This window comes from Janthinobacterium sp. LS2A (genome assembly GCF_036543145.1).
Taxonomy (GTDB): domain Bacteria; phylum Pseudomonadota; class Gammaproteobacteria; order Burkholderiales; family Burkholderiaceae_D; genus Janthinobacterium; species Janthinobacterium aestuarii.
Genome location: NZ_JAZHPB010000001.1, coordinates 864496 through 876501 on the forward strand (window position 1 = coordinate 864496; position 12006 = coordinate 876501).

10 protein-coding genes are annotated in these 12006 nt (G+C 63.1%); 3 read left to right on the forward strand and 7 right to left on the reverse strand.

Going from position 1 to position 12006, the window contains the following annotated elements:
• Positions 1–23: 23 nt before the first annotated feature.
• Positions 24–629, reverse strand: coding sequence for a TetR/AcrR family transcriptional regulator (locus V3C40_RS04015; protein ID WP_219329040.1), 606 nt, complete (start codon positions 627–629; stop codon positions 24–26).
• A gap of 33 nt (positions 630–662) precedes the next feature.
• The gene (locus tag V3C40_RS04020) at positions 663–1547 is read right to left on the reverse strand and encodes a LysR family transcriptional regulator (RefSeq protein ID WP_331776591.1); all 885 of its coding nucleotides are present in this window, start codon (positions 1545–1547) and stop codon (positions 663–665) included.
• A 148-nt stretch (positions 1548–1695) separates the two neighbouring features.
• Between V3C40_RS04020 and V3C40_RS04025 the strand changes: the two genes are divergently transcribed.
• Positions 1696–3072, forward strand: a complete 1377-nt coding sequence (locus V3C40_RS04025) for an amidohydrolase family protein (RefSeq protein ID WP_331776592.1) — start codon at positions 1696–1698, stop codon at positions 3070–3072.
• 40 nt (positions 3073–3112) lie between these two features.
• Here V3C40_RS04025 and V3C40_RS04030 read toward each other — a convergent pair whose 3' ends face one another.
• From V3C40_RS04030 to V3C40_RS04040, 3 genes are all read right to left on the reverse strand, one after another.
• Entirely contained in the window at positions 3113–5056 is a 1944-nt protein-coding gene (locus tag V3C40_RS04030; RefSeq protein ID WP_331776593.1) for a cytochrome c/FTR1 family iron permease, read from the reverse strand.
• A 142-nt stretch (positions 5057–5198) separates the two neighbouring features.
• Complete coding sequence (locus V3C40_RS04035) at positions 5199–5912, reverse strand: hypothetical protein (protein WP_331776594.1); 714 nt, start codon at positions 5910–5912, stop codon at positions 5199–5201.
• A gap of 92 nt (positions 5913–6004) precedes the next feature.
• Positions 6005–7042 (reverse strand): zinc-dependent alcohol dehydrogenase, encoded by a 1038-nt coding sequence (locus V3C40_RS04040; protein WP_331776595.1) that lies wholly within the window; start codon positions 7040–7042, stop codon positions 6005–6007.
• 505 nt (positions 7043–7547) lie between these two features.
• On the opposite strand from V3C40_RS04040, the gene nhaA reads away from it, so the two are divergent.
• Positions 7548–8813 carry a Na+/H+ antiporter NhaA gene (gene nhaA, locus V3C40_RS04045; protein ID WP_331776596.1) on the forward strand — a complete coding sequence of 422 codons (1266 nt, stop codon included), beginning with the start codon at positions 7548–7550 and terminating at the stop codon, positions 8811–8813.
• Positions 8814–8999: 186 nt separating this feature from the next.
• On the forward strand, positions 9000–9731 hold the full coding sequence (arsH, locus tag V3C40_RS04050) for an arsenical resistance protein ArsH (RefSeq protein WP_331776597.1): 732 nt from the start codon (positions 9000–9002) through the stop codon (positions 9729–9731).
• Positions 9732–9735: 4 nt separating this feature from the next.
• Here the strand turns inward: arsH and V3C40_RS04055 are convergent, their stop codons facing one another.
• Both V3C40_RS04055 and V3C40_RS04060 read right to left on the reverse strand, forming a co-directional pair.
• Positions 9736–10719: an acetoacetate decarboxylase (ADC) gene (locus V3C40_RS04055; RefSeq protein WP_331776598.1), complete on the reverse strand. Its 984-nt coding sequence runs from the start codon at positions 10717–10719 to the stop codon at positions 9736–9738.
• Positions 10720–10762: 43 nt separating this feature from the next.
• Positions 10763–11992, reverse strand: coding sequence for an NADH:flavin oxidoreductase/NADH oxidase family protein (locus V3C40_RS04060; protein WP_331776599.1), 1230 nt, complete (start codon positions 11990–11992; stop codon positions 10763–10765).
• Positions 11993–12006: the final 14 nt, after the last annotated feature.

Sequence of the window (12006 nt, forward strand, 5' to 3'; positions counted from 1 at the left end):
GATCAAGGCCACGGGCAGGGCAATTAGCTGGGTGTTTGAAACTGCGCCAGGGTGGCCGCGCACAGCGCGTCCGACAAGGCCGGCTCGTCCACGGCGCGCGCGAGAATGGTGGTGCCGATCATGGCGCACACCGTCGCCATCGCTTGCGCGTGCGCTTCGGGCTGGCCCCAGTTCGGCAACTGGCGCGCGAACAGGTCGATCATTTCCTTGATATGGATGGTGGCGGCGCGCCGCACCTCGGGCGCCTGGCGCGGCATTTCCGAGCCCAGCGCCGACACGGGGCAGCCTACCTCGATGGCGGCGATGTGTTCGGGCGACAGATACGCGGCCAGCATGGCCTGCAGCGCCTGGCCAGGCGGGGCGGCGGCCGCCACCCTGGCCGCCAGCGCCACCGCTTCGGCGCCCGCACGGTCGCCCGCTTCGGCCAGCAGCGCGTCGCGCGAGGCGAAGTGCGCATAGAAGCCGCCGTGCGTCAGGCCCGCTTCCTTCATGATGTCGGCCACGCCCGTGCCCGCATAGCCGCTGCGGCGGATGGCGCGCGTGGCCACCTCGACGATGCGTTCGTGGGTGGCTTCCTTGCGGCTTTGCGCCGCCGGTTTGTTCGGTGAGTTCTGCATGACGGTCATCATATCGCAGTTTTCAACAGCGTGCACGCGAGGCGCTCAGAACAGCCCGGCCGTCCAGTCGGTGAACGCCCGCATCGCCGGGGAGAGAAAGCGCTGATGCGGGTAGAGCAGCGATACGGGCACGGGCGCCGGCCGCCTGTCGGCCAGCACCTCGACCAGTGCCCCTGCCTGCAACTGGTCGCTTACGAGGATCTCGGCCAGCTGCATCAAGCCATGGCCGGCCAGGCCCAGCTCGATGTACAGCTCCGTCTCGTTGACGGCGACCGTGCCGGGGACGGGAATGGCGATGCTGGTGCCGTCTTCGATGAAATGCAGGTCGTTGCCGCGCCGCATGGTGCTGAAAAAGTAGTGGACGGCCCGGTGTCCCGGCAAATCCTCGAGGGTTGCGGGAACACCCTGTTCGGCCAGGTAGGACGGCGCCGCGCAGGTGATCCAGCGCAGCTCGCCCAGGCGGCGCGCGACCAGGGTCGAGTCTTCCAGGCTGCCGGTGCGGATCACGCAATCGACGCCTTCCTGTATCAAGTCCACCTGGCGGTCATTGACGCCGATCATCAGGTAGATGTCGGGGTAGCGCTGCTGGAATTGCGCCAACTGGGGCAGGATCACGGCATGGGCAATGCCGCCAGGCATATCGACGCGCAAGCGTCCCTGCGGGCGCTCGCTAGCGCCTTGCAGGCTCGCTTCGGTATCGGCGATCAGATCGAGGATCTCGCGGCAGCGGTGGAAGTAGCGCTCGCCTTCCGGTGTCAGGCTGAGGTTCCTGGTGGAGCGGTGCAGCAGGCGCGTCTGCAAATGCTTTTCCAGCCGCTTGATGATGGCGGTCACCGACGATGCGGGCAAACCCAGGGTCTCCGCCGCGCGCACGAAACTCCTGCTCTCGACCACGCGAAGGAATACCTGCATTGCTTGTACGCGGTCCATGTCTTGTCTTCGTCGCAGTAGGGGAAACGGCACTATAACCCAACATTATTCGGATTTTCTGCATGCTGAAAACACACTGCGCTACTTTTTCCCCGTGCCTGCCTGCACTAGACTGCGTGCAACTCATTAGCTACAACAGGAATCAAGCATGTCTGAACAAGATCAACTACTGGCGCCACTGGCCCCGGCACCCCGCAAGATGCTGATCAAAGGCGCCACCATCATCAGCATGGATGGCAGTGTCGGCAATGTGCCCAAGGGCGATATCCTGATTGTCGATGGGGCAATCGCCGCCATCGGCCAGCATCTGCAAGCCGACGGCGCCGAAGTCATCGATGCCGCGCAGATGATCGCCATTCCCGGCATGGTCGACACCCACCGCCATGCCTGGGAAGGCCAGCTGCGCCGCATCAACCCGAATGCGGCAACGCTCGAGGACTATTGCAACGCCACGCATTTCTCGTTCGCCAAATACTACCGGCCGCGCGACATTTACGTGGGCAACCTGCTCACTGCCCTGGGCGCCATCGATGCCGGCATCACGACCGTGATCGACAATTCCCACAACAGCCGCACGGGAGCGCACGCCGACGCGGCGGTCGAAGCGCTGCTCGACGCGGGCATCCGCGCCGTGCACGCCTCGGGGGCACCCGTGTCGGGCGAGTGGGACAAGGCGCATTGGCCAGGCAACCTGGCGCGCCTGCAGGCCAAGTATTTTACGAATCCCGACAGCCTGGTGACGCTGGCCATGATGGCGCAGCTGGAACCGGAGCAGTGGGCCGTCGCCCGTAAACTGGGTATTCCCATCGTGACCGAGTTTTTTGGCGCTGGCATGGCGGACGAGCTGGAGGGCTTGCACCGGCAGGGGCTGCTCGGCAGCGACAATATCTTCAACCACTGCACCTGCCTGCCGGAAGCGGGCTGGCGGATCTTGCGCGAGACGGGCGTGCGCGTCAATGTATGTCCGCGTTCGGATGCCCACTACGGTATCGAGGATGGCATGAACGCCTGGCAGGCGGCGCACCAGCACGGCATACGCCCCGGCCTCAGTGTCGACAACGAGACTTCGTATAGCGGCGACATGTTCATGGAAATGCGCGTGGCGTTCTACCTGCAGCGGGCCATGGGGCATCGCCAGGGACATCGCCATGCGGCGGCGCCCACCGATGCCTTCCGCTTGCTCGAGGCCGCCACGATAGACGGCGCCGCGGTGGCAGGACTGGAACAGCGCATTGGCAGTTTGGCGCCAGGCAAGCAGGCCGACCTGGTGCTGATACGCACGGGCGACCTCAATGTATATCCTGTCAATAACGCCATCGGTACCGTCGTGCATGCGGCTGAGCGCAGCAATATCGATACCGTCATCATTGGCGGGCGCGTGCGCAAACGCGGTGGCGTCGTGCTGGGCGTGGATCAGGCAAAACTGCGCGCCACGATCGACGAATCGTGTGGCCACCTGTTCAGTGCCGCCGACTATCAGCCCGATCTGTTTGCCCAGTCGTTCGCACCGATCCACCAGGCGTAGGCAGCGCCATGTGGGCTCTGCCTACGCCAGCATTTCAGGGTCAGGCCAGCTTGCGCTTGCCTGCCGAAACGCGGTTCCAGCCATAGCCGGCGACGATGATGGCCACGATGGCCGCCTGCGCGAGCAGGGTTTCCATGGTCGGCAGGATGCCCAGCAAGTCGATGCGCACGAAATCGACGGGGGTGACGCCGACCCAGCCCGCTTCCTGCAGCGCGGCCACGCCTTTGCCCATCAGGATCACGGCCAGCACGGCCACGAAGGCGGACGTCCACGAGAAGAACTTGCCGATCGGCATGCGGGCACTCGTGCGCAGCAAGGCCCAGGCGATCACGACCAGCAGCACGATGGCCACCAGGAAGCCGCCCAGCAGGGCGCCGCCATTGCCGTCCGCCGCCAGGGCGGAATAGAACAGCACGGTTTCAAACACTTCGCGGTAGACGGCGATGAAGGCCAGGGCGAACAGGCCCCAGGCGGAGCGGCGCGTCATGGCCGCCGTGAGTTTCTCGTGCAGGTATTCCTGCCAGCGCCCGGCGCTGCTCTTCTGGTGCATCCACAAGCCCACGCTGAGCAAGACCAGGGCCGCGAATACGGAACCGAGCCCTTCGCTCACTTCCCGGCTGGCGCCGCTGATGGTGACCAGATACGTCGCCGCTACCCACGTCAGGCCGCCCGCCACCAAGGCGCTGGCCCAGCCCGCATGCACGTAGGCGAGCACGTCGTGGCGCTTGGCCTTGCGCAGGAAGGCGATGATGCCGATCACGATCAGCAGCGCTTCCACGCCTTCGCGCAGCAAGATCGTCAGGGCGCCGATAAAGGTGGTCATCGGGTCAGCCTTGGCGTCGCCCAGTTCCGCTTCCACGTGGGTAAACAGTTGCTGCAGTTTTTCACCGGCCGCTTCGGCGTCGGCCACCGTGCCCTTGGCCACGGCGGAGCGGTAGGCCAGCATGGCGTTTTCCACGGCCAGCAGCAGGGATTTGTTGCGCGCGCCGACCATCGGCTCGATCGGTTCGAAACCATCGAGGTAGGCCGACAGGCCCAGCCGCGTGGCGCCCGCGCGGTCGCCCGCGTGCATGGCGGCCAGGCTTTCGGCCAGGCGCAGACGCGACAGGGCCAGACCGGCCGGCTTGTGCGCCTCGGCCTTGTCGGCATGGCTGCGCAGATACGCCGTCAGCGCTTTGGCTTCGTCCGCGCCCAGCTTGGCGGCAACGGCTTCCTGCGTCAGGGTCGTCACGGCAGCCAGGTCCGCGTACAGCTTCCTGGCCCGTGGATCGTCCTGCCACAGCTTTTCACCATGCGCGCTGGCCGCCGCATCATGCGACATGCCGCCGATATAGAAAGCCAGGTCCCAGCGCTCGTTTTCGGACAGCTGGCCAAAACTGGCCATCGACGTGCCGGCCACGCCTTGCGAAATGACCTGGTACAGCGCCATCAGGCTGCGCGACTGCGCCCGTTCGCCATCCGTGAAGGCGATCGGTTTCGGTTCCAGGCTGGCCGCCAGCGGACCATCGCCGCCGCCGGCCACGCCGTGGCAAGAAGCGCACTGGGCCGCATACAGGGCCGCGCCACGCGCCAGGTTCGGCAGCACTTTCGGCGCCACGGGTATCGGGTAGGCGGCAATCAGCAAGCCGTTCGCATGGTGCGCCAGGCGCTTGACTTCCACGCCATCCGCCTTGGCGACGACGGCTTTGCGCAGGTCGGCGATGGCGGCGGCAATGGCCGCCTGGGAGGCGTGGGCGGGCAGGGCGGCGATCTGCGTCGTCGCGTTGTCCGTGAAATCGAGCATTTCCGCGTATTCGGCCTCGCTGACCACCTTGCCGTGCTCGACGGCGCCGCTGTAATCGACGGCAACGTAGTCAATCAATTGCCACAACTGTTTGGCGCCGGCACCGGGATCGGTTGTTTGCGCCTGCGCGCCACCGGCCAGCAACAGGCTGGCGGCCACGAGCGGATAGCACACGAGCCATTTCTTCATAGAACTGAACATGATTCTCATTCTCATTTGTCGTTAACCCGGCGACTATAGGACAGACCGTGCAGGGTGTCAACGGCGCACGGACCTTGTCCTGGACGATAGTGCGGACCAGACGCCGGGAGGCGGCAGAGAATGGGACGGCGGAAAACGCGTGCTACTGGCCAGATGCCGGCTTCGCGTACAGGCCCCTGGCCAGGCCATTGTCAGGCTCGTCCACTCGCAGGCCGCCCTCGACGACACGCAGGGCCAGCTTCTGGAATGCCTGGCCCCTGAGCCATTGGGGATCGGTGACGGCGAACGCGGCGATGCGCTCCTGCGCGCGCTCCGCTGGCACGGCCAGCCATTGATAGTCGGCTTTCGAGCCCTGGCGGCGCAAGCCCGCCCGCACCCAGCGTTCCGACGCCGGCATGCGGACGATGGCGTCGCCGTTCGCCACGCTCACGGCCGTGGCAGTCTTGCCGCTTTGCGCTTCGAATTTCACTTCCACGCCGGCCATCGGCCCCAGCCGGGGAAAGCCGACGATGGCGACCCATAGTCCCGCTTCGGCCGCTTTCTGGATGCGCATTTCCGATTCCTCGAACACGCGGAACTGCGGCTCCTTGCCGCCATTGCCCGCCACCAGGGTGACTACGTCGCCCGAAGCGCGCCACTCGCCGCTGGCTTGCTGGTCGGTATTGCCATAACTGAGCATCCATTCGAAGGTGCCGTCCTTTTTCAGCAGCAGTTCGGAGCCCGTTTCCATGACGCCTTGCAGATAATAGTGGCCAGGCAGTGACGACGCGGCTGGCTCGGCCGCGCTGGCCCAGCTGGCCGAAATGGAGAAGGCGAGGGCGGCGCAGGCCAGCAGGCGGGAGAGGGATTGCTTCATCGGTGTGTCCTCGTTGTGTTTTTATGATAAGTCATCATAACAACGGCAATTAGATTGCCGTCGCACGACACACCGGAATGCTGGCGTCGCGTTTACTTCGCGCTGAAATCAAGCACGACGCGCGCGGCAACCTTTCCGTGCTCCAGGCGGCTGAAGATGTCGTTGATGGCCGACAGCGGTTGCAATTCCACGTCGGCCTTGACCTTGCCCGTCGCGGCAAAGGCAAGCGCCTCGGCCATGTCCTGGCGCGTGCCCACAAAGGAGCCGCGTATCGTCACGCAATTGGCGACGACGTCGAACAGCGGCGTCGGGAAGTCGCCTGGCGGCAAGCCGACCAGCACGCACGTGCCGCGCTTGCGCGTCATCGCCACGCCTTGCTGGAAGGCGTCGAGCGACGGCGCCGTGATCAGCACGCCGTGGGCGCCGCCCCCGGTCGCTTCGCGCAAGGCCGCGACGGGGTCGCCCTGGCGCGCATTGATGGTCACTTCGGCGCCGAGGGCGCGCGCGTGCTCCAGCTTGCCGTCATCGATGTCGACGGCCGCCACGCGCAAGCCCATGGCCAGCGCATACTCAATGGCCAGGTGACCGAGTCCGCCAATGCCGGACACGGCCAGCCATTCGCCCGGCCGCGCGCCCGTTTCCTTGATGCCCTTGTAGCTGGTCACACCGGCGCAGATGATGGGCGCCGCCTGCACGGCGGACAGCCCCGCCGGGATATGCGCGACGTAGCGCGGGTCGGCCAGGATGTACTCGGCAAAGCCGCCATTCTTGGTGTAGCCGCCAAACTGCGCTTCGGCGCACACGGTTTCCCAGGCTGCCAGGCAATGTTCGCAATGGCCGCAAGCCGAATAGAGCCAGGGCACGCCGACCCGGTCGCCCAGCTGCACTTCGGTCACGCCCGTGCCCACGGCCACCACCAGGCCGATGCCTTCGTGGCCGGGGATGAACGGTGGCGACGGTTTGACGGGCCAGTCGCCGCGCGCCGCATGCAAGTCCGTGTGGCAAACGCCGCACGCTTCCGTCTTGACGAGGATCTGGCCGGGGCCGGGTACCGGCACAGGCACATCGCGCAGCACCAGCGGCTGGCCCAGTTGCTCGACAACGGCGGCTTTCATGGTAGTGGGTGTCATGGTATTCCTTATGAAGTGGGTAGGGCGTAGAGCAGGACGCAAGCCATGATTTGCTGAACAGAAGCTTGCGAATGATCATATTCTGCTGCACACGATACAAAAATTGATTGATCTACATCAACATACTGAGCGGGAAGCGAGCCACCCTGGACGACGATTCAGTCCGCTGCTGTCGCGTTGAAGGAAAGCCGGGCCTGAGGTATAATGACAACTCGGCGTGTGCTGCGTGCGCCCGGGGCTACCCCGAATACGGAGAACGACATTTTCGTTTTCCGTGAGGTTTTATGATGCGCGCAGCGTTCCATCTCTATTGGCGTCAACTGATTGAAGCACCGCTTTCCGCGGGCGCTGTCTTTTTCCTTTCCCACTCCTCGTCTACGCCTGCCCGGCCTGCTTGCGCTTGCGCTTGTATTGGCACTTCTTCCGTCATTGACCTCGCCGAGCGTGCTTGCGTCCGGAGGGCCTGGCGCGTCGTGGACATCCATTCGTTCAAGGAGCATGCGGCATGAGCACCACTACATCACCGAAACACCATTCCGTTCTACAGCGCTTTCTCGCCAGTGACGCGGCGGGCGGCATCCTGTTGATGGCGGCGGCCGTTGCCGCCCTGATTATCGCCAACAGTCCGCTGGCCGGCGTCTACCAGCATTTTCTGCATTGGCAAACAGGTCCCGTGCTCAGCGACAAACTGGGCCCGATGACAACCCACCTCTGGGTCAACGACGGGCTGATGGCGGTCTTTTTTCTCCTGGTCGGGCTCGAGATCAAACGGGAACTGGTCGATGGCCGGCTCTCGACGTGGGAGCAGCGACGCCTGCCGGCATTGCCTGCACTGCTGGGGATGGCATTCCCGGCCGCGATCTACGTTTTTCTGACTGCGAAGCAGCCCTTGCTGATGAATGGCTGGGCGATACCTGCCGCGACTGACATCGCGTTCGCCATGGGAGTGCTGGCGCTGCTTGGACGCCATGCGCCCTTGTCCTTGAAACTGCTGCTTGTTTCAGTGGCCATTATCGATGACATGGGCGCCGTCGCCATCATCGCCGTTTTCTATACCGCCTCCATCAATGCCGGCGCACTTGCCGCCGCGGCCGCCATCGTCGTGGTGTTATTTGCCTTGAACAAGCTTCGCGTGATGAAACTGTGGCCGTATCTGATCGGCCTGGCCCTGCTTTGGTATGTCACGCTGCTCTCGGGCGTGCACGCAACGATTGCTGGCGTGGTGGGCGCCTTCCTGATCCCCTACATTCCATCCCCAGGCACGCCGGATGCGCCTGATTCGCCCCTGCACCGGCTCGAACACGCCTTGCATCCATGGGTCGGTTTCCTGATCGTCCCGGTATTCGGTTTCGTCAACGCTGGCGTCTCGTTCGCCGGACTCTCGCCATCAGCCATGTGGGCGCCGCTCCCGCTTGGCATAGCCGCAGGTCTTTTCCTCGGCAAGCAACTGGGCGTGTTCGCTGGTGTCATGCTGGCTGTCAGGAGTGGACTTGCTGGCAAGCCACGCGGCAGCACCTGGCTGCAAATTTATGCGGTCTCGATGCTTTGTGGTATCGGTTTTACGATGAGCCTGTTCATCAGTGGCCTGGCATTTCCTGGCCATCCAGCGTATGTCGAGGAAGCCAAGATCGGCATCCTGCTTGGCTCTCTCTTGTCGGCCATCGTTGCTTGCCTGATTCTGCGTTTTGCCCCGAAGGCAAAAGACCAGTGTGAGCATGAAAGTGTGCAGGCAGACGAAATTCGTCGCGATGGCGATGTTGTGACAATGTAATGCGGTATTCCGTCGAGGCCTGCACCTGGTTTCGACGGATCCCATGTCAAACAGTCTTTCCAGGTACCTCGTGCGCAGAAAAACAGGTTTACATTAATTTCACGTTTCGATTATTATGGAATTATAGAATTAATTATCACCGCATTGGCTGGCACTGCGCCTGAGCCAATAAAGAAAGGATTTACGATGAATAAGCTGCCCAACATCAGCGCCGCCCACCTCGACACGCCGACCCTCGATAAACTTGCGCCGCCGACGGTGGCCACGCATCCACCGCGCATCCTCTTGCTGTACGGCTCGCTGCGTGAACGCTCGTTCAGCCGCTTGCTGACCCTGGAGGCGGAGCGGCTGCTCCAGCATTTCGGCGCCGAGACGCGGGTGTTCGACCCGCATGGCTTGCCCATGGTCGACAGCGTCAGCCCTGATCACCCCAAGGTGCAGGAGCTGCGCGAACTGTCGCTGTGGTCGGAAGGCCAGGTCTGGTGCAGCCCGGAACGCCATGGCGCCGTGACGGGCGTGTTCAAGTCGCAGATCGACTGGCTGCCGCTGGAAATGGGCAGCGTGCGCCCGACGCAGGGGCGTACCCTGGCCGTGATGCAAGTGTCGGGCGGCTCGCAATCGTTCAACGCCGTCAACGGCTTGCGCGTGCTGGGCCGCTGGATGCGCATGGTGACGATCCCGAACCAGTCATCCGTTGCCAAGGCATATCAGGAGTTCGACGACAACGACCGCATGAAGCCGTCGCCATACTACGACCGCCTGGTCGACGTCATGGAAGAACTGTATAAATTCACCTTGGTGGTGCGCGACCGCTCCGATTATCTGACCAGCCGCTACAGCGAGCGCAAGCAGTCCATGCCGGTTGACGTGCGCGCCCTCGCCACGGCGGCCATGGATCACGAAACGCCGGGCGAGTAGGCCGTTAATGGTTTGTTACCAATGGCTTCGGCGCATACAGCGCGCTTTGAAATTCCGGCACGTATTCATATTTCATCATCTTCCCCAGCTTCAATGACTTGAGATAGGTGGAGAAGCTGCCGTCGCCCAGCTTCAGGTCGACCGCATCCGCGCTCGTGCTCGACGCGTGGCTCAACTGGCGGGAAACGGCATAGCCATACGTGAGTTTCCCGGCGCCATCCTTGTTGGTGAAGCTGTTGCTCACCACATCGGCCGTGTGCGACAGGTCTCCCAGTTTTTTGCCTGCAAAAACAAAATCGAGCTTGCCTGTTGCGCTATCCATGACTTCAAAGGAAACGCTTGCATCCGTTTCCTTCACCTCGATAACGGTCAGCCACTTGGGCAGATTGTAGCCAACCACGCCACGTACCCTGGCCAGTTCCGTGTTGACGGGAAGCTTGAGCACATAGCCCCAGAAATCCTTGGACAGCGATTGGCCCAGCAAGGTGAACGGGCCAAAGCTGGCGCTGCCCGGCTTGCCGGTGACAATCGCCAGGGACACTTCATTGTAGCTGTCGTTGTCGCAGTACTCATACGCATAGGCCGTCAAGGCCACCGCGCCCCGGCCTGGCCACACTTGCAGCGGCTGGACTTGCTTCAGTATGTCTGCCGGCATCAGCTCCTTCAGGCGCGCCAGGTCGGCCGTAAATACGGCCGTGATCTTGCGGTTCCTGTAATAGAAGTTCGGCGAATACGAGTCAAAGCCGATGGACACCTTTTCTTTTTGCATCTCCTTGAACCAGCTCAGATCAAGCTCCGGCGCTTCCGCCGCGATGACGGATAGAGGCGGATTCGAGCGAAAGCGGTCATACAGGCCGCCAGCGGCCACCGGGACGGCATGGCCGGCGATATCAATAATGACCTGCCTGTTTTCGACAGCGTGCTCTGCCCGGGACGGGCTTGCGGCCATACTCAATGCCAATGCGGATACCGCCGCGGCGATGTTCATGTTCATTGCCTGCACCTTCCATGTTTGAATGGGAAAAACGCCATTAAAAGCCGCTATGCATCCGGCGGCGATACTGCCGGTTCCGGATGGCGGTGTCCCATTGCTGTATCAATAGCGCCAGCGCAGGCGCCACGTTGGGGCGGGTATGCTTGCCCTGGCTCAGGCGCCGCAACTGATACTTGACCATCGCCATATAGGCAATGGACGAGAGCACCTTGTTTTTCCAGGTGATGGCCCGGAGCAAGGGGCTTGCCGATTGATCGGAATGCCATGCTTCAGGCAGTTGCGGGTCGAGCGCCAAGGCCGTTCCCATGCCCGCCATGGCAATGCCGCTGTCCAGCACTTGTTGCACCACCTGGTAGCGGCGTATGCCGCCCGTCACCATGATGGGCATGCTGGCCACCGTGGCGATATCCTTGGCGAACTCGAGGAAATAGGCTTCGCGGGCCAGGGTGCGGCCGTCGCGGGTCTGGCCGTGCATGGCAGGGGCTTCATAACTGCCGCCGGACAATTCAATCAGGTCGACACCCAGGGTATTGAGCATGGAAACGACCTGCTTGGCGTCATCCGAACTGAAGCCGCCTTTCTGGAAATCCGCCGAATTGAGCTTCACGGCAACGGCAAAGCCTTTGCCGACGGCTTGCCGCACCTCCTTGACGACGTCGACCAGCAGCCGCGCCCGGTTTTCGAGGGAACCGCCCCAGCGGTCGGTGCGCTGGTTGGTCAGAGGCGAGAGGAACTGGCTGATCAGGTAGCCGTGCGCGGCATGGATTTGCACGCCCGTAAAGCCAAAGCGCTCCGCCAGCCGGGCGCTGTTGACAAAGCGCTGCTTGACGTCGGCAATGTCGGCCTCCGTCATTGCGCGCGGTGCCGAAAATTGCTTTGAAAAGTTGCCCAGGTCCATGGGCACAACTGACGGCGCCACGGTTTCCTGTCCCAAGGCGGCGGGCATCTGGCGCCCCGGATGGTTGATCTGCATCCAGATATGCGCGCCGCGTGAACGGGCCGTGCGCGACCATCGCTCGAAGCGGGCGCCAAATTCCTCAGATTCAAGCACCACGCCGCCGGGGCCCGTCATGGCGCGGCGGTCGATCATCACGTTTCCGGTGATCATCAGACCTACGCCACCGTCTGCCCACAACTGGTACAGGCGTATCAGCTCGTCCGAAGGCGCGTGATCGTTGTTGGCCATGTTTTCTTCCATGGCGGCTTTGGCAAGACGGTTCGGAACGACTGTCCCGCTGGGCAATGTCAGTGCGGTAAAGGGTTTCATGCTGATCTCCAAGG

Bases quoted from the DNA above. Each gene is read 5' to 3' on its own strand.
- V3C40_RS04035 (WP_331776594.1), bottom strand. From the start codon at position 5,912: ATGAAGCAATCCCTCTCCCGCCTGCTGGCCTGCGCCGCCCTCGCCTTC.
- V3C40_RS04055 (WP_331776598.1), bottom strand. From the start codon at position 10,719: ATGAACATCGCCGCGGCGGTATCCGCATTGGCATTGAGTATGGCCGCA.
- V3C40_RS04040 (WP_331776595.1), bottom strand. From the start codon at position 7,042: ATGACACCCACTACCATGAAAGCCGCCGTTGTCGAGCAACTGGGCCAG.
- V3C40_RS04020 (WP_331776591.1), bottom strand. From the start codon at position 1,547: ATGGACCGCGTACAAGCAATGCAGGTATTCCTTCGCGTGGTCGAGAGC.
- V3C40_RS04025 (WP_331776592.1), top strand. From the start codon at position 1,696: ATGTCTGAACAAGATCAACTACTGGCGCCACTGGCCCCGGCACCCCGC.
- nhaA (WP_331776596.1), top strand. From the start codon at position 7,548: ATGAGCACCACTACATCACCGAAACACCATTCCGTTCTACAGCGCTTT.
- V3C40_RS04030 (WP_331776593.1), bottom strand. From the start codon at position 5,056: ATGTTCAGTTCTATGAAGAAATGGCTCGTGTGCTATCCGCTCGTGGCC.
- arsH (WP_331776597.1), top strand. From the start codon at position 9,000: ATGAATAAGCTGCCCAACATCAGCGCCGCCCACCTCGACACGCCGACC.
- V3C40_RS04060 (WP_331776599.1), bottom strand. From the start codon at position 11,992: ATGAAACCCTTTACCGCACTGACATTGCCCAGCGGGACAGTCGTTCCG.
- V3C40_RS04015 (WP_219329040.1), bottom strand. From the start codon at position 629: ATGATGACCGTCATGCAGAACTCACCGAACAAACCGGCGGCGCAAAGC.